Below are 17,685 nucleotides of genomic sequence, written 5' to 3'. Positions count from 1 at the left end.
TCTATTGGGTTGGCTGCCTTCAAAGAGGCAGCTGCCCTTGTGCTACATTCCGGCTTAGTGCAACCTCCCCTTAATCCCCTCCTTCGTAAGGAGGGGAGAAGTAGGATGCACGGTTGGCCGTCCGCCCCAAGCCCGGAACGGGCGGCGGCTTTTACAGACGGGCCTTTTGGGCGCGCCTTATGGTTGGCAAGCCGATGGAATGGCTTGGCCTCAGGGGCCGGGTGATCTGCCTGACTCCCCCGCCCTGATGGGGGAGGGGCTTTTTGGCTTTTCGCTCCCTTTCGTCAAAGGGGGCTTGCGTGGTGTGTTTCTTGCCCCCGGCACTCGGCCGTGGGGGTATCATGCTACGCCTTTGCGCCCCGGGGAGGGTCCGGTGTGCACACCGGCTCTTTCCCCAGAGCTAAATCCCGCGTCTCACAAATACAGGGATCAGGGATTGGGGATTATGGATTAGTGAAAATCCTTAAAACCCGCCCACGTCCCTCTACTAAAGGCCCACCACCCATTTTTCACTCCGAAGTTGTGGTGAATTTGTCGGAAACGGAGGAGTGATTACTGCGGATTTGCTAGTGAAGGAAGAAGGCAAAATATATTGTACCCCTTTTGATAGTGAATTTTCAATTTGACCAATGCGGTTAGCGAAGCAGTTATCACCCTCCAACCTGTCTAATCCAATCGCGGATGGCGATCCCAACTCGTTCCACATCGTCGTTATCAAGTTCACCACTATGCATTATAACGTTACGTGACCGTTCAAGAGTTTTAATAATTTGCTTAACCCAATCTATTGATTGTAAATGGTTTTCAAAATATTTCCAATTTATATTTATTATTGAAGTAAGATCACCAAAATCAGTATAATTGATGAGGGCAATTCCACGCGGTGTATGCCATCTGTTTTTCTCCTCATCTTCCTTACGACTTTCCGCGTTTTTTCTTATTTTTTCTGAGACGCAAGTATCCCACCAAGATACACCCACTTCTTCCAACAATCTCTTCGAAACTAGCTCCCTTACAGTGTTTTCAAAAGCGGCTATAGCGGTGTATACAGTGGCCATCCTCCTAGCGCGAGCCACTAGGTCTTCATCCAGTGAAGCTAAAGGTAATCTGTCTATTACTTCTTTGTCTAAATTTGAACCAAGCGTCAAATGGCCTAATCTTCCACTTCTATCTAAAGCTTCTTCGGCAAGAAGGCCGCGAAATACGAAGGAGTAAAGTTCTTTTTCCATCATTTTGCTCCTATAATAAATGTTCTCTAAGGCTGCGAAATATCGCATCATAAACCGCTGGGTCACGGGATTCTGGAAGATGAATTTGAATGTTGTAATGCAATTGGGGAGAAGTTCCCTTTCCAGAAGAGTCAGGAATTTCAACTTTTGTCTTTGGTGTTTTCTTGGCATCCAGTTCTGTAGGAACTGATGGTTTAGTCGCGCTCGTAGTACTCCAATCGGCCCAATCACACAACGCTCTGAAAGTATTGGCCATCAGAGTTAAAACGAGATCCGATTTTTGACCTTGTGTTAATGTTTTTAATTTGTTCTTCACTTCATTAGCTGAAAGTTCGTGAGCTTTTTTGTTAACCTGGAATAGATCGTCATAGGCTTCCGATATTGCTTCGGCCAAAACTACCTTCGAACGGGTTTGGTCTAAAAAGTCAAAATACCGAGCTGTCGGTTTGGAAGTTTCGTCCAAGAACCCGAGTCCTTTGAGGAGCCCGATGAATAGTCTGTCGTTTGTACTTTTGAATTCCAATTGTTGTAAGAATCTATTTGAGAATACCTCCGGGGCCTTTGCCGATAAAATTGCATTGAAGAAAGCCTCCAAGTTCTTTGTTGTAACCAAATAAGAATTCATTAAAGGCATTTGACCCTCCGTTTTTATAGAACTTCGCAGTTAATCATTACTATCTCCATAAGAAACAAAAACTATAACCCTTGAGATAAAGTAATAAACGAGGCCTCGCTTGTGATACCCTCCCTTCTCATTCTGCACTCGATTACAGCTGGACTAACCTGAAAATTCAAGCAAATTTCATTTGACAAATACGACCAAACATCTGGCGGAACCTTAGGTAATTTAGCAAAAAGCTTTTTGTGTTTTTTTATAACCGACTCATAGACTGCGACTAACTGCTGACTAGGAACCAACAATTGCTCTGCAAACCAATTCCCATGCGTCTCAAACCATCCTATATCATCGTTATCCGCCATTTTATGCCATCCGACGTATTCCTGTAGGGACGTGACGGAAACATCTTTAAATGAATCCTTATGGAGAACAAAATGCCCCAATTCGTGGGCCAAAGTAAAACGATATTTTTCGTTATACTTGCTGAATTGGATTTCATCAACGTAAATTTCTTCAAAATCGCTTGTAAGAAATCCGTTAATGCTAAATTGCCGATACAGATTTGGAAGAGGAATGATATTCATTTCCAAATCAAATTCAATGATTTGTTCTATTGGAACGGGGATGCTAAGGGACGGATGGTAGAGTGATAAAAATTCTTGAGTTTTCCTACCAATGTCTTGGTACGTCAGATAAGGCACATCGAGTTTCATGCCATCTCCTTTCGAAGGGTATCAATTAACTCTCTAAGCTGCAGTTCGTCCAATTGCGAATCTCTGATTGTCCTAAATAAGAGAGGAAGTTTCCTTACAATTTCCTCTTCGCTAAGAAGATCAGATGGCACTCTTCCGGAATAAACCGCTGCATAATCCTGAAAAGTCAACCACTCTTTTGTTCCCTTCTTTAGACCTAAGGCCTTCGCATATTTTTCTCTTAATTCCTTTCCTTGAGGGGGAGGCATTAAACCTCGCTCAATTTTGCTGATATTGCCGGCATCGTAGTCATTTTTTCTACAAAATTCTCTTAGCGTTAACCCGAGTTTTATCCTTTTCTTTTTTACATATTCCCCAAAACCTCTTTGTTTCATGGCCCGGCTCCTCCTTTCGTGTTGTAATTATAATACAACACAATCAAAATTGTCAACCCCTAAAATTAAAAAGAACAAAAAATGGGCATGCACAGAGGCCCGCCCCTACGAAAAACACCCCCTCCGGCCTTTGGCCTCGTCCCCTTGCGAAGGGGGACAACAAGACGGGCGCATGGCAATGCGCCCCTACAAAGACAAAAACGGGCAGGCACAAGACCTGCCCCTACGATTTGTGGCCCAACCCCTTTCCGTTTCGAGAAAGGGACGGGCTTGGGCTGTATTTTTTATTGCAACTTCGCGGGAACAGGAAAACCGCCCCTATGAAAACCACCCCCTCCGGCCGTGCGGCCTCGTCCCCCTTAAGTACAGGGGGACAGAAAGTGAGAGAAGGGAGTGGCTTGGGCTGTATTTTTTATTGCGAATTTGCAGAGACAGGAAAACCCCTGGCGCGGAGGCCAGATTCTTCGCTATGCTCAGAATGACAAGGGGGAGGGCGAACGCCGTTCGCCCCTACGAATACAAATACAAATGCGGGCGGACACAAGGCCCGCCCCTACAAAGACAGGGAATAGGGATTGGGCAAGCACCGACACGGGGGCAACGTCGGAAAAAGGGGACGGGGTGGGGTAAAGTACAGTGATTAGAGATTAGGGATTGGTGATTAGGCCGCCCACCGCCCGGGCGAGGTGACCTCGCCCCTACAAATACGATAAACAGTGGGGCAAAATCGCAATAAAAACGGAGTGAAAGACGGAGGGGGGCTATTTATAGAGGGGGAGATTGTGTTAAATTTGGCCGAAACTATAAATAGGAGGAAGCCGCAATGCCAAAAACCGCACTGGTGCTTTCCGGAGGGGGGGCCAAGGGGGCGTTTCAATTCGCCGCCGAAAAATACGCCCGGGAGGTGAAAGGGTACAAATGGGATTTGATTGCCGGGGTGTCCGTCGGCGCCTTAAACGGGGTGATGCTGGCGATGGAGAAATACGGGCGGCTGGAAGAAATCTGGAAAAACATTTCCAACGAGCAGGTTTATACCGGCAGGATGAATTTTTGGGCTATCGTGAAACTGCTTTTCGGCTCGGACTCGGTGTATGGCAACAAGCCCTTGAAGGAGCTGATTGACCGGGAGGTGCAGCCGGATTTAATCAAGACCGAACTGCGCTTGGGGGCGGTTTCGCTCTGGACGGGGGAGTACAAGCTGTTTACTTCAAAGGACCCGGTATTCGGGCCGAAGCTTTCCGAAATCGTTTTGGCCTCCACGATAATGCCGATTATCTGGGAGCCCTTGGCGCTGACGGACAAATATCGGGAGATGGTGGACGGGGGGCTACGGAACATCAGTCCGCTCGGGGACGTTTTGGACGCCGAACCGGAGGAGGTGGTGGTCATCAACTGCAACCCGGGAACGCCTGCCGTGCAGGAAAAGCCGTTCAAGAATATTCTGGAAATCGGCAGGCGGTCGTTGGATATTGCCCTGAACGAGATTTTTGTGACCGACATCCGGGAGTTTTTGCGGGTGAATAAAAACGTCAAGGAGGCGGCGGCGCACAATTGTGTTTTGCACAACGAGCAGGGAAAACCGTTCAAATATTACGAGTGCAAAATCATCCAGCCGGAAGTTCCGCTCGGCGATACGTTGGATTTTTCGGCCGATTCCATCCGCCGCTCGATGGATGCGGGGTGGGGGCAGGCGCAGAAGGTCTTGGGGTAGGATTACACCTCACCCCCGTAGCCCCCTCTCCGTGTCGGAGAGGGGGAGTAGGGAAAGTCGGGATTCAAAAGCAACCTCTCCCTAACCCTCTCCTACGAGGAGAGGGGACAAGAACTGAAACCCAATACAAAGCCCAGGGTTGCAAGTCGCCGGCGTGTAAAATCTTGACTTTGCGACCGCCCGGCCTATAATTCGATTGTGTTTGCGGAGGAATATCAAAAGTACGTCAATGAATTGGGATTGGTTCTACGCGCCCGCGATTTATCCCTTCTCAAGGAATTTTACGGCCAATGGAAAGAGAAAATGGAGCTGCCGCCAATGCCAACCGATTCCACTTTGGAAGCGCAGATGCACCAGCTGATTTGCGAGTTTCCCTCCCTCTCCGACCTACACGCCGAAAGCCAAGCGTGGCTCTTGGCGCACGGATATTTACCCCAGGCGGAAAAATCGGAAAAAAAGCAAAATTAATGGGGAAAGCCTGTGCCATTTTTGACGTGGACCGGACGATTTTGGCCAAGACCTCCACGGAGCGGCTTTTTTTCCGCTACCTTTTCACCCGCGGGGAGCTGCATGTGTCCGGGTTTTTCTTTTTTCTCTATCAGTTTCTTTCGCACCTGCGGCGGCCGGAGTGGCGGGTTATCAAGTCCAACAAGGGGTATCTAAAGGGGTTGAACGTGAAACATCTGGAAGCGGGGGTGCCGGTGTTTTTCGACCGAATCATCCGTCCCCGGCTCGTGCCGGAGACCGTGGCGCGGGTGAAAAAGCATCTGCAGAACGGGGAGGAGGTTTTTTTGCTCTCCGGGATGCCGGAGTTTTTGCTGGCGCATTATGCGAAAGAATTGGGCGTCACCCACTTTTGGGGGACCAAGGTGGCGGCGAAGGATGGGGTTTTTACCGGGCACTTTGAAGGGCAGTTTCCCTTTGGGGATGCCAAGGCGGAAATACTAAAAAAAATTGCCGCCGAGCAAAAGTGGGATTTGGCCCGTTCGTTTGCCTATGCGGATCATCATACGGACGTGCATTTTTTGGAGCTGGTCGGGCATCCGGTGGCGGCCAATCCGGATGAAGAGTTGAGAAAAATCGCCCGTGAGCGGGGCTGGGAGATTATAAACTGATGCGGGGCGAGGCATGCCTCGCCCTTACAAGGAGCGCGTATGAAGTCGCACACCGAATATCTCTGGTTCAACACGCCGAAGAAACGGGAGTTCATCAACATCACCGACAAGGTGGAAGGGGCGGTGGCCAAGTCCAAAGTGCAGGAGGGGTTCGTGCTCGTTTCCGCGATGCACATCACCGCCTCGGTGTACGTCAACGATGCCGAGGAAGGGCTGATTGCGGACATCGAGGAATGGCTGGAAAAGCTGTGCCCATCGGGTGTGAATTACCGCCATCACAAGACCGGCGAGACGAACGGGGATGCGCATTTGAAAAATCTTTTGATGCACCACGAGGTCATCCTTCCGATAACCAAGGGGCATCTGGATTTGGGGCCGTGGCAGCAGGTGTATTACGCCGAGTTTGACGGCAAACGGCGGAAGCGGGCGATCATCAAAATCATCGGGGAATAAGACGCGGCGCACCCCCAAATGTCCGATATGAAGTTCGATCCGGAAAAGCAACACCGCAAATCGATTCGGCTTCCGGAATACGATTATTCCGGGGAAGGGGCGTATTTTGTCACGATTTGCACGCAGAATCGTGAGTGTTTGTTTGGTAATATTCGGAACGGGAAGATGGAATTATCGGCGATTGGCCGAGTGGTGCGGGATTGCTGGAAGGAGATTCCCAAACACTTCGACCATGCGCGGGTGAAGGATTTTGTGGTCATGCCCAACCATCTGCATGGAATTGTCGTTTTGGAAAAACGGGTTGAATATATTCAACCCCTACAAAAACAAATGGGTAATCAAATTGTAGGGGTTCAATATATTGAACCCGCCTTCCAAAAAGGCACCGCCCGGTACCAATATCAGAAGGTGGCACCAAATTCGGTCGGATCAATCGTTCGTTCCTACAAAGCCGCGGTCAGCCGGATTTGCCGGGAAAATTTGTTGCATAGCCCTATTTGGCAGCGAAATTATTACGAGCACATTGTCCGCAGCGGGCAGGAACTTTACAAAATCCGGGAATACATCCGGGCCAATCCCTTAATGTGGAAAACGGATCCCGAAAATCAAACCTTGCAGACCCGCCTGTAAGCCATTGTCCAGCAACGGATTTTCCAGCCCGGTTTAAGGGCTAAAAAAACTTGCGTTTTTCCGGGAACAATAGTTATCTTACCGGAGTATTACTAATCAAGGAAGGTAGGTTATGCAGACAAGGCAGGTTCCGCTAATACCGTTTGACGCCACCGAGAAGGCGAAGGATTACGCCCTCTTGCAGGCGATACAGGGGGGGAGCCAGGAAGCATTCAACAGGCTGGTGGACCGGTATAAAAACCGGCTGTTTAATCTGGTCGTGCGGATGATCCCGACCCGCGAAGAGGCGGAGGATATCGTCCAGGAGACCTTTTTGCGCGTTTTTCAACATAAAAACAACTTCGACCCGAAATACTGTTTTTCCACCTGGATCTACACCATCGCGCTCAATCTGGCCAAGAACAACCTGCGCCGGAAGAAGAAGGTCAAATTTTTGGAACTGTTTGACCTGGAGGAAACCAGCGAGGAGCCGGCCGTGGAGCCGGGGCGGGTGGCCTTGGGCCCCTGGATTGAAAAGGAGATTGAAAAACTTCCCGAAAAGTACAAAGTCGCCTTTTTGCTTCGGGAAATGGACGAGCTTCCGTATGAGGAAATCGCCGAAATCACCGGCGTGCCGACCGGCACGGTGAAATCCCGCGTCAACCGCGCCCGGATGATTTTAGCGGAAAGCCTGCGTCCCAAGAAAGAGAAACTCTATGCTCTGTCAAAGCGTTCGCCAAATTTTGGCCAGGTCTTCTGACCAGCCGACGCTCGTAAACCATCCAGACGTCCGGGCGCATCTGCAAATCTGCGCGGAATGCCGGCGGGAGGAGTTTTATTTCAAGCAGCTCGCCAACATCCCTGAACTTATGTTTCCGTACGAGGTTTCGCCCAACTTCAACTACAAACTTGGCGTGAAGCTGGCCAACCGGCCGGCCTTGGAACCGCTTTCGGCCCGGCCGGGAATCCGCCGCCGGGTGGGCTGGTACGTCTCGATGGGGTTGACCGGCGTATTCGCCGCCTTGGCGATGTTTGCGGTCTCCTCCTTCAATCATTCCGCCAACCAGCCGGTGCCGGTCGCTTCCACCGGCACGGATGGCGCCTTTACCGTGCAGGAGCCGATGTACCAACTGCCCATACCGATCTTCGGTGAAATTGCCCAGGCCTCCGAGCGGGCGAACTTCCAATTCAAGCCGGAGTCGCCGATTGCCGCCCAGTATGCCGCCGCCTCCTCCGAGCCGGTGCGCCCGGGGGTGGACGGCGAGGCGGTTTTAAGCTGGGAAGAATCCTGGGTTTGGGTTGGTGATGCGGAAAACGGCTACTTTGTCCCGGTGCGCCGCTACAACCAGGCCACCTCCTCCTCCGAGCCGGTTCTGCTTCTGCCGGCGGCTTCCGCCGCGCAAAACGTCAATATCGTTTACTGATTTTTCCCCTCAAATTGTGCCAAGGAGGCCGCCCGGCCTCCTTTTTTCATATTGGAACTCGGGCGCTTCCATCGGGTATAAATTTGCAGAATGTTGAAGCTTGCCCATGTATATTCCGGAGGAGGAGAGAAGAACCGATGGAGCGCTTGGTGGCCGTGGCCACAGGTAAAGGAGGCCGTATGGGGCGTTTGGCTTTTGGTTTTTTGTTTTTGCTTTTTCCGCTTTCCTTATTCGCCCAGTCCGGCACGCTCGAAGAGCGGCTTTCCGGGCTGGTCGAGAAAGTCAAGCCGTCCGTAGTAAAAGTCAAAAGCGAGGCGGGCTTAAAGGATAACGGCAAAACCGCCACGCGGCATTCCACGCTTGCTCTGGGAATCGCGATCGATCCGGAGCACGTGGTCACGACGGCGGACATCGAGCAGTTGAAGTATTTCTCCATCATTTCCACCCCCGAATCGGTTCTGCTTTCCGAGCCCTCCGAAAGCGGTCTGCGCTTTACGGTCCAAACCTCCGACGGCCGGCAGCTGGAGGGGAAACTGGTCGCCGCGGACAAAACGGACAACATCGCCGTTTTGAAGGTGGAGGAGGGGGGGCTTACCGCCGCCCCGTTCGGCAACGCCGCCGAACTGAAAACCGGTTCTTTGGTCATCGTTCCGGCCTCCTGCATCTCCAAAAGTTCCTCGGCCTCCTTCGGCCCGGTGGCGGAGCTGCGCCGGGACGGGCGGCTGCTTTTGGACGTTTCCGTTCTACCCGGCACCGTGGGTTCGCCGGTTTTGAACCAGGCCGGGGAGGTGGTCGGGATGGTTACCGGCCAGACCGGGCAGCCTTTGGCTTTGCGCACCTTCCGGTTCGGAAAGGATGACGAAGCGCAGATTATCGGGGGGATGCCGCAAACGGTGGAGTTTCCGGTTTCCGGGCAGGCGGTGGCGCTGACTGCCGCCCAGCTGCAAAAAACCGCTTCCCAGCTGATTCAATATCAAAAAGTGGCCCGGTCGTTCATGGGGGTTTATCCGCAGGATTTGGACGAGGAGTTGAAGGCCTACCACAAAGTCGATCACGGCGTTTTGATAACCGACGTTTCGGACGGGGGGCCGGCTGAAATCGCGGGGCTGAAGCAGGGGGACGTGATACTTTCCATCGACGGCCGGAAGATGGAGACGGAAAAACAGTTCCGGGAATTTTTGAGCGAGAAGAAGCCGGGGGAGATCATCAAAGTGGAGGTTTCGCGCAAAAACCGGACGAGAAATTTTAACGTAACGTTGGGGGACCGCTCCGATTTCGAACCGGCGGCCCCCGCGCCGCCCCCCGTGCGGAGCTTTCGCACACCGGACGCGCCCAAGCCCCTCACCCCGGCCTATCCGGCGGGGGGGTTTTTGGGAATTTCCGTGGGGGATTTGAGCGCTGAACAAAAGGAGCGCTATGATCTGGAAGGGGGGGCTTCCGTGGAAGAGGTGACGAAAGGGACGCCGGCCGATGAGGCGGGAATCAAAGAAGGGGACATCGTCACCGCCTTTGACGGCAAGCCGGTTTCCGACGGGGATGATTTGTACCAGAAAATCCGCCGAAGCGAGCCGGGGAAGGAAGTTCCGATCGAGATTCTGCGCCGGGGGGAACGGCGAACCTTGAACGTCAAGCTGGCCGAACGCCCGGAGGGGCCGTCCGGAATTTGGGGCGGCGCTCCGGACCGGGAGCGGATGCGGATTTTCCGCTTCGACGCCAAAGGCGGCTTTTTGGGGGTTTCCACGGAGCGGCTTTCGCGCCGGGCCAAGGACAGTTTGAAGCTGGAGGGCGGGGCAAGGGTGGCGGCGGTTTCCCCCGATTCTCCGGCGGAGAAGGCCGGACTGAAGGAGGGGGACGTCATCACCGCCGTGGACGGACGGGAGGTTTCCGACCCGGAGGATTTGAGCGAAATCATCGGGGAGAAAGAGTCGGGCTCGGAAGTGAAAATCGAATACTGGCGGAAGGGAAGCAAAAGGACCGCCCAGGCTGAACTGGTGGGCCGGGGGGGAATGGAGCGGTTTTTCGGAAATTCCCCGCGGATGGATTGGCGCGCGATGCCCGGCTTTGACTCCCGCGACCGGCAGATAGAAGAGCTGGAAAAACAGATCGAAGAACTGCGCAAGTCACTGGACTCCTTGCGCCAAAACAAGGAGTAGCTTATTTAGGGGTGGTGCGGCTGAAATCTTTTATAAAGGCAGGCGTAGCGCTTGCCTTTTTTATTGCCTCAAAGGCCCACGCCCAATCCTTCATCCCCCCGGAGCCGAAACTGCCGACGGAGGACCGGATCCGGCTGGCGGAGGCGTTTCGCATCGGGTGGATGTGCAAGAATAAAATCTGGGAGGGTTGGCAGAAGGCGCCGTTCGCCGTTCTTTTGGTCACCCCCACGGGGGAGTTTCTCTTGCGCCATCCGAAACCCTCCCTCGAGTTCGAGCCGTATTTCTACGACTCCATTTTGAAAACCCAGGTTCTTTTCCGCAAGCCGAAATTTCCGCCCAATTTATTGGCCACCTTTCCCGCCGTGGGGGGCCTTCCGACCATCGTGGTGGGCCAGCCGGAGGCGGTTTCCAAATCCTCGGCGGAGTGGGTGCTTTCGGTCTTGCATGAGCATTTTCACCAGTTGCAGATGTCGACGCCGGGCTACTTTGCGGCCGTCGAGTCGCTCGGGCTTTCCGGGAAGGACAAAAGCGGACGGTGGATGATTGATTATCCTTTTCCGTACGATTCGGCGATCATCAACCGGGCGTTTGCCGAACTGGGGCGGCTTTTGATCGGCGCTTTGCGGGCTTTCGATGTGGAGAAAACCGTAAAAGTCTTGGAATACCTCGAAACCCGCAAGCGGTTTCAGGAACTTTTGTCGCCGGAGGATTACAAATATTTTTCCTTCCAGCTCTGGCAGGAGGGGGTGGCGCGCTACACGGAAATAAAAATGGCGGATTTGATCGCCCGCTCGTACAAACCAACGCCCCGTTTTCGGGCGCTTCTGGATTTCACCTCGTTTGGGGCGGCGGCGGATTCGCTGCGAAACGACCTTCTTTCCGGGCTTTTGGACCTTTCGCTTTCCAGGCAGCGGCGGGTCGCCTTCTACTACCTCGGGGCGGGGGAGGGGCTGCTTTTGGACCGGGTGAACGCCACCTGGCAAAAGCAGTATTTCAAAAACAAGTTTTTCCTCGAGAAATATTTCTGATTTGCGCGCCCCGCCACCCCCTCCGGACGCCGATTTTTGCCTAACAAAACCCGAAAACCTATATTGATTTTGGTGAAGGAGAAAACGTGCGCCTGGCTTGCCGCCTATGCTTCGGCCTTTGCCCGCCACGACTGGGAGGGGTTGAGAAAGCTGGCGCGCAAGTCCCAGAGCGCCGGAATTTCCCAAAAACAGCTCTATGAATTGACCCTGCAGGGGTATTTGTTTCTGGGGTTTCCCTCGGCCATCGAGGCGTTCGGTGCCCTGGAGGGGATTTTTCGTCAGGGGAAAAATAAGGGCGAACAATCGATAGTTTCGCGAGTAAAGAAAGGTAGGAACATTTGTCGAAGTATATACAGGGAGAAGTATCCCGCGCTTATGCAGAATCTTAAGCAAAAAAGTCCCGAGCTGGCGAACTGGATCATCGAGGAAGGGTACGGCAAGGTGCTTTCGCGGCCGGGGGCAAAGCTTTTTCTGCGGGAGCTTTTCAGCGTCGGGCTGCTTTCCGCCACCGGATTTCCGAAACAGCTTTTCGCCCATTTGCGGGCCCTGGTCGAAATGGGGGAAAGCCCGAAGCGGCTGGCCGGTTTCGTCCGCCGGGCCGCAAAGGATTCCTCCCCGGCGGCCAGGGGAAGGATTGAAAAAGGGCTGAAGCATTTTCTGGTTCACCAAAACTCGGTCTGGGAGGCCTCCGTCTCCTCCCTGTAAACGATGCGCAAACGGTATAAAATCCCCCTCGCCACGCTTCTGGTTTTTTTCGGCATTCTCGTCACGGGAGTTTTTATATTCACCCAGACGCCGCTTTTGAAGCTGGAGGTGAACCGTTCTCTGCGGAGCTACCTGAAAGACCGGTACAAATTGGAGGTGAAAATCGGCGGGCTTTCGGGGAACGGTTTTTCGGAACTTCTTTTGACCGACGTCACCATCGACTACGAACACCCGGGGCGGCCCTACCGGCTTTTGAAAATCGACACCCTTTTTGCCCGCTACCAGGCGGCCGATTTTTTCCGCCGCCGCTGGGAAATCGATTCCCTTTCCCTCCACGGCGTGGAGGGGGTCATCCTCACCGATTCCGCCGGGCGTTTGCTCCTCCCCTCGCTGGCGGGAAAGGAGGGGAGGAGGAAAGTGGCCTTTGATGTAAAAGCGTTCGACATCCACCGGCTCGGCTTCAAGCTTTTTCTCCCCAACCGCTCCTGGGAGGCGGCCTCCGGCTCCGCTTCCGGAAAAGTGAAATCGGACGGGGAGCGGTTCGACTTCGAGCTGGCCCGGTTGGCCTTACAACTGCCGCAGGAGAGCTTGGCGGTGCGCCGGATGCGTGTTTCGGGCAATCAGTTGAACAACCGGTTCGAATTCGATTCGTTTTTCGTCGCCACCGACTCCTCCGAAATGGCGGGGAGAGGATGGCTCAAAATCCTGCCGGAGCCGGAGTTCGAGGCGGATTTCAAAAGCGGCTCGTTTTCCTTTGCGGAGCTGCGGCGGCTGGCGGGCGTTGCCCTTTCCGGCGATCTGGCGGTGTCCGGCCGGGTGCGGGGGAATTTCAAGCAGCTTTCGGGGAATCTGCGGGCGGACGGGGTTTTTCTGGGACGAAGCATAAACGAACTTATGCTTGGCTACCGCTACCGGAAAAACCATATCGACTTTTTGGGGGTTGCCGGAAAGATTGCGGGGGCCCGCTGGGAGGGGGAGGGGATTTTGGATTTTTCCGCCCGGCCGCCGGTGTGGGAGTACTCCGGAACGGTTGCGCATTTCGACTTGAACCAGATGGTGCCGCAGAGTTTGGTCTCCGATCTATCCGGGGAGCTGGAAGCCAAGGGAAGGGGGCTGGCGAACCGGGACTTGGCCATTGATTTAAACTTAAAGCTGGGGGCCGGGTCGTTCAACAAATTTCCGGTTTCGTCGTCGGCTGGCGGGGTTTCGGTGAACACAAAGGAGGCGGTTTTTGCACCGGACTTCCACGTCACGTACTTGCATTCGGACTACCGGATTTCGGGACGGGTGGGGTATTCCGATTCGGCTTCCGTTTCCGGGCGGGCGAAATTTTCCGACCTGAAGGATTTCTGGGGGAAACTGTTCGTCAAAAAAATCGCCGGGCGGGGGGAAGCGGATTTTGCTTTTTCCGGGCGGACGAAGGATTTCGACGTGCGGGGAAAATTTCTTTCCGATTCCCTGTACCTATACGACATCTATTCCAAGAACTTTTCGGCCGGTTTCGAACTGAAACGATTTCTTACCCGGCGCCAAGGGGAAGCGGCGGTGCGCTTCGGCAAAACGCAAGTGTACGCCGTGCCGGCCGACTCGGCCCGCATCGATTTTTCGCTGGACTCCAACCTGGTTGACTGGAAGGATGCCGTTGCTTCCGGGCCCGATTGGCGGTTAGTTGCATCCGGCCATCTGGACTTGGCCGATTCGCTGCATCAAAAACTGACTTTGCCGGAGGGGCGGCTGGTCTGGAACAAAACGCCGTTTGTTTTGAGCGCCCCGGCCGAACTTTCCATCGATACCGGCGGGGTGGCCATCCAAAAAGCGGATTTCCGGGCGGCGGACGGGGTCGGCTCCGTCACCGGCTTTGTGGGGTACAACGAAAGACTCGATTTGAGTTTCTCCGCCGAAAAAATCTCCGTACCCTCCCTCTTCACCTTTTTGAAACGCCGGGATGAGGCCTTGGGAGGGAGGGCGAGCTTTTCCGGGCGGCTTTCCGGCCCGTTTGAAAATCCCCGGATGGAACTGACGGGGAAGGTCGATTCGCTCAAGAAAAAAAGGCTTTTGCTGGGGGACCTCTCCGGGAAGATTCGCTATGCCGACCGGAAGTTCGAGTTCGAAAATGCCGCCTTTGAAAGCCCGTACGGGAGCTACCGGCTTTCCGGTTTTTTCCCCTTCGATATGGCTTTGGCGCGGCGGGAGCGGCGGGTAATGGATGAGCCGATGAGCCTTTCGGCAACGGCTTCCGGGAAGCGGTTCGACTTGTTGAATTTGATTCTGCCCAACGTGGAGAATCTTTCGGGGGAATTCAAGTTTTCCCTCGCGGCCTCCGGCACGCCGGAGCGACCGGAGTTCACCGGGGAAGTATCGCTTGCGAACGGGCGACTGAAGCTAATGGAACTGGAAAACCCGATTGAGAATCTGAACACCGAACTGGTTTTGAAAAACACCCGGCTTTTCGTGCGCAATTTTTCCGGAACCTCCCGCTGGAAGGGAAAAACAGGGCGGGTTTCGGCAGAAGGGGCTCTGGAGTTCACCTCGCGTGAGGAGTTCGGCTACGATTTGCGCATCAAAGGGGATAAATTCCCCTTCTCGTATGAATTCGACGCCATGGAGGGGATTGCCAATTTCGACCTGACCGTTTCCGGCCAGACTCCGCCGGAGGTGGCCGGGAAAATCGAGCTTTTGTCCTTGGTGTATTCCGGCGATTTTGCCGAGGAGACCCGCACTACGCCGGCCTTCACCTCCTCCGAACTCTCCTCCCAGTGGGATTTCAATTTGAGACTGACGGCGCTCAACAACTGGTGGGTGAAGACCTCCGATGTGGATGCCGAACTGAAAGGGGATTTGTACGTTTTGCGCCGGGACGGCGTGTATAATTTTCTCGGAAATCTGGAAACCATCCGCGGCAAGTACTCCCTTTTGGGGAACTCCTTCAAAATCGAGCGGGGGGCCATCGTGTACGACGATATTGCCGAAGCGAACCCGAAGCTGGATATTGCCGCCGTGGCCAAGGTGCGCCAACCCCGGCGAAACGAGGCGGAACGGGTGCCGGACACGGAGCTTAGGATTCTGATTGCCGGGACCTTGAAACAGCCGGAGGTGAAGCCGGACCCCTCTTCCCAATACACGGAACAGGACATCGTTTTTCTTTTGGCATCCGGCTCCGCCAACCCGGATTCCCTTTTTGCCGGAACGGGAGGCGGGTTTTCCCGGCGCATCTCGGTCGGCGGACTGTCGCTGGCCACCCAATCGCTGCAGCGGGCGGCGGCGCGGCAATTGGGGGTGGAGACCATCGAATTCGCCCCGGAGGGGAACGGCAGTCTTTTGGAGAGCCGGCTGACGGTCGGCAAATACGCCCTGCCCGGGCTTTACATCTACGGCAGTTCCCCCCTTTCCACTTTTCGCGGGCAGGAGCTGGGGTTCGAGTATTCCCTCGGGCGGCGGCTTTATCTGGAGGGAATCAAGGACCGCAACAATCTCTACCGGTTCAACCTCAACTTGAGGTGGGAATACTGAAAAAAGGGGGGATTTTTTTGGGGGGGCTTTTGGTGTTTTTTCTGGCCTCTTTTTTTTCAGTCGCCACCGCACAGGAGGCGCCGGATTCATCCGAAATCGAGCCGGATACGGCGGGAATCGAAGTTTTTGCGGGGCCGGCGGACCCGTCCACCGCGGAAGAGGAATACTGGGAGGAGAGCTGGCACACCCTGCCGGATAAGCCGCGGCCGATCGTTTCCAAAATCATTTTTTCCGGCAACCGGGCCTTTGGCGCCGACCGGCTGAAAACGAAAATCGCCACGCGGGGGGATTCCTTCTGGGGGAAAACCGGGCTATCCTTCGGCCAGCACCGGCGGGCGGCCAAGGACTGGAAGTACAAGGATATCGCGCTTTTGGCCGCCTTTTACAGAAGCCGCGGTTTTTTGGATGTCCATGCCGCCGAATCGTTTTTCCACGACACGGTCAAAAACGAACTCTGGGTGAAAATTGAAATCGCCGAGGGGAATCAAAGTATTTTCGGGCCGGTTTCCATCGCCGGCGACGCCGGCGAACTTTCCGAAAAGCTCTCGGAGGCCGCTTCCGAACTGAAGCCGGACTCGGCTTTCAACGTTTATCTCGTCGACCGGGCGGTTTTCCGGATGAAGGAACTGCTCTCCAACCGGGGATACCCGTATGCCCGGATCAATCTGGACACCGTGCGGGCGGGACAAAAGCTGCCGGTCGTCTTCCGCATTGAAAGGGACGGGCTGGTGCATTTCGGCCGGGTGGAAATTGCCGGGCTTTCCATCACCCATCCGGGGGTGGTGCGCCGGGAGCTGGCGTTCAAGCCGGGGGAGGTGTACAGCCGGGAGAAAATCATCAAGAGCCAGCAGCAAATCTACGCCACCGGGCTTTTCAACTTCGTCTCTTTGGCCCTGGCACCCAAGACCGATTCGCTCGGCCGGAAGGACACGCTGGATTTGCAGCCGGATTTTCTTCTGCGGGCGGTGGAGCGGAAACCGGCGGCCTTAAATCTGCATTTCGGCGCCGGGCAGTATGCGCGCCGCGAGGAACGGCAGGCTTTGTCGTTGGATCTGGCTTTGGGGTGGGAGAACCGGAACGTGGGGGGGCGGGCGCGGCGGTTCGCCCTGCAGGCCAAGACCTCCTTTCTGGTCATCACCGACTACCAGCTTTTGTCCAACAAATTCACGGCGGAGTACACGGAGCCTTGGCTTTTGGGGATCCGAAACTACGCCAATTTGTCCGCCTCCTTTGAGCCGGCGGTGGAGGACCCGGTCTTGGGGGTGCGGATTCAGACCGGAAGTTTCGGGCTGACTTTTTTAAGACCCATAACATTGACCAGCCGGCTGACGCTGGGCGCATCCTTGGAGGAAATCAACATCTTCGATGTTTCACCGGCGCAGGAGGAGTTTTTCAAGGCGGAAAAGGGGGTCAGCGTGCGGCGCAAGCTTTCGGCCGGTTTTGAAAAAGACACCCGCGGCAGCATTTTGATTCCGACCGGCGGCTCCTATACCCGTTTGGAGGGGGAGTTTTTGGGCGGGCCTTTGGGAGGGGATGCGCACTTTCTCAAGATGAATCTCTACTGGAACCGCTATCAATCGCTGGCGGGGAACAACGTTTTGGCCACCCGCTTTCGCTGGGGGCAGGCGATTCTGGTCGGCAAGGAAGGGAATCTTCCCTCCACCGACCGTTTCTTTCTCGGAGGGGCCAACACCCTGCGGGGGTATTCCGAAAACTCCATAGGGCCGGTTTTTGTCGACAGCACGGGAAAGGGGATTCCCATCGGGGCCAAAACGCTGCTTTTGGCCTCGGTGGAAATCCGGCGGCCGCTTTTCTGGCGGTTCTGGGGGAATTTGTTCTCCGACTTCGGCAACATCTTCCAGGCGAACCGGGATATCGTGCCGGACAACATCCTGGTCACGGTCGGCGCCGGACTGCAATTCATCACCTTGATCGGCCCGCTCCGCGTGGAGTACGGCAAGCGGGTCATCCACGGCAATCTCCCGGCCGGGGAGCGGGTGCATTTTTCGATTTTGTTTGCGTATTGAGTTCCGGCCTTTTCG

At 54.6% G+C, this 17,685-nt stretch carries 16 protein-coding genes; 12 read left to right on the top strand and 4 right to left on the bottom strand.

Annotated elements, in window-relative coordinates; all coding sequences use genetic code 11:
* Positions 1 to 650: 650 nt before the first annotated feature.
* The 4 genes from VNL73_07370 to VNL73_07355 form a co-directional block, all read right to left on the bottom strand.
* The gene (locus VNL73_07370) at positions 651 to 1,232 is read right to left on the bottom strand and encodes a Swt1 family HEPN domain-containing protein (GenBank protein HXF49228.1); all 582 of its coding nucleotides are present in this window, start codon (positions 1,230 to 1,232) and stop codon (positions 651 to 653) included.
* 7 nt (positions 1,233 to 1,239) lie between these two features.
* Positions 1,240 to 1,863 carry a DUF5343 domain-containing protein gene (locus tag VNL73_07365; protein HXF49227.1) on the bottom strand — a complete coding sequence of 208 codons (624 nt, stop codon included), beginning with the start codon at positions 1,861 to 1,863 and terminating at the stop codon, positions 1,240 to 1,242.
* 62 nt (positions 1,864 to 1,925) lie between these two features.
* Positions 1,926 to 2,561: an ImmA/IrrE family metallo-endopeptidase gene (locus tag VNL73_07360; protein HXF49226.1), complete on the bottom strand. Its 636-nt coding sequence runs from the start codon at positions 2,559 to 2,561 to the stop codon at positions 1,926 to 1,928.
* On the bottom strand, positions 2,558 to 2,935 hold the full coding sequence (locus VNL73_07355) for a helix-turn-helix transcriptional regulator (protein ID HXF49225.1): 378 nt from the start codon (positions 2,933 to 2,935) through the stop codon (positions 2,558 to 2,560). The genes VNL73_07360 and VNL73_07355 overlap by 4 nt, the downstream gene beginning before the upstream one ends.
* 823 nt (positions 2,936 to 3,758) lie before the next feature.
* On the opposite strand from VNL73_07355, the gene VNL73_07350 reads away from it, so the two are divergent.
* From VNL73_07350 to VNL73_07295, 12 genes are all read left to right on the top strand, one after another.
* Positions 3,759 to 4,646: a patatin-like phospholipase family protein gene (locus tag VNL73_07350; protein ID HXF49224.1), complete on the top strand. Its 888-nt coding sequence runs from the start codon at positions 3,759 to 3,761 to the stop codon at positions 4,644 to 4,646.
* A 198-nt stretch (positions 4,647 to 4,844) separates the two neighbouring features.
* Positions 4,845 to 5,114, top strand: coding sequence for a hypothetical protein (locus VNL73_07345; GenBank protein HXF49223.1), 270 nt, complete (start codon positions 4,845 to 4,847; stop codon positions 5,112 to 5,114).
* Positions 5,114 to 5,761 carry an HAD-IB family hydrolase gene (locus VNL73_07340; protein ID HXF49222.1) on the top strand — a complete coding sequence of 216 codons (648 nt, stop codon included), beginning with the start codon at positions 5,114 to 5,116 and terminating at the stop codon, positions 5,759 to 5,761. The genes VNL73_07345 and VNL73_07340 overlap by 1 nt, the downstream gene beginning before the upstream one ends.
* 39 nt (positions 5,762 to 5,800) lie before the next feature.
* The gene (locus VNL73_07335) at positions 5,801 to 6,214 is read left to right on the top strand and encodes a secondary thiamine-phosphate synthase enzyme YjbQ (protein HXF49221.1); all 414 of its coding nucleotides are present in this window, start codon (positions 5,801 to 5,803) and stop codon (positions 6,212 to 6,214) included.
* An 18-nt stretch (positions 6,215 to 6,232) separates the two neighbouring features.
* Positions 6,233 to 6,844 (top strand): transposase, encoded by a 612-nt coding sequence (locus VNL73_07330; protein ID HXF49220.1) that lies wholly within the window; start codon positions 6,233 to 6,235, stop codon positions 6,842 to 6,844.
* Between the two features lie 112 nt (positions 6,845 to 6,956).
* Positions 6,957 to 7,583 carry a sigma-70 family RNA polymerase sigma factor gene (locus tag VNL73_07325; GenBank protein HXF49219.1) on the top strand — a complete coding sequence of 209 codons (627 nt, stop codon included), beginning with the start codon at positions 6,957 to 6,959 and terminating at the stop codon, positions 7,581 to 7,583.
* Positions 7,567 to 8,247 carry a hypothetical protein gene (locus VNL73_07320; GenBank protein ID HXF49218.1) on the top strand — a complete coding sequence of 227 codons (681 nt, stop codon included), beginning with the start codon at positions 7,567 to 7,569 and terminating at the stop codon, positions 8,245 to 8,247. Before VNL73_07325 ends, VNL73_07320 begins: the two co-directional genes overlap by 17 nt.
* Before the next feature lie 137 nt (positions 8,248 to 8,384).
* Positions 8,385 to 10,400, top strand: a complete 2,016-nt coding sequence (locus VNL73_07315) for a PDZ domain-containing protein (protein ID HXF49217.1) — start codon at positions 8,385 to 8,387, stop codon at positions 10,398 to 10,400.
* An 11-nt stretch (positions 10,401 to 10,411) separates the two neighbouring features.
* The gene (locus VNL73_07310) at positions 10,412 to 11,428 is read left to right on the top strand and encodes a hypothetical protein (GenBank protein ID HXF49216.1); all 1,017 of its coding nucleotides are present in this window, start codon (positions 10,412 to 10,414) and stop codon (positions 11,426 to 11,428) included.
* 72 nt (positions 11,429 to 11,500) lie between these two features.
* Complete coding sequence (locus tag VNL73_07305; GenBank protein ID HXF49215.1) at positions 11,501 to 12,133, top strand: hypothetical protein; 633 nt, start codon at positions 11,501 to 11,503, stop codon at positions 12,131 to 12,133.
* Between the two features lie 3 nt (positions 12,134 to 12,136).
* The gene (locus VNL73_07300) at positions 12,137 to 15,643 is read left to right on the top strand and encodes a translocation/assembly module TamB domain-containing protein (protein HXF49214.1); all 3,507 of its coding nucleotides are present in this window, start codon (positions 12,137 to 12,139) and stop codon (positions 15,641 to 15,643) included.
* Positions 15,631 to 17,670: a BamA/TamA family outer membrane protein gene (locus tag VNL73_07295; GenBank protein ID HXF49213.1), complete on the top strand. Its 2,040-nt coding sequence runs from the start codon at positions 15,631 to 15,633 to the stop codon at positions 17,668 to 17,670. Before VNL73_07300 ends, VNL73_07295 begins: the two co-directional genes overlap by 13 nt.
* Positions 17,671 to 17,685: the final 15 nt, after the last annotated feature.

The sequence above is a fragment of the Verrucomicrobiia bacterium genome (genome assembly GCA_035574275.1).
Taxonomy (GTDB): Bacteria; Zixibacteria; MSB-5A5; order DSPP01; family DSPP01; genus DSPP01.
The sequence above is the reverse complement of the archived record's forward strand: the minus strand, read 5'-3'. Positions and strand labels throughout refer to the sequence as shown.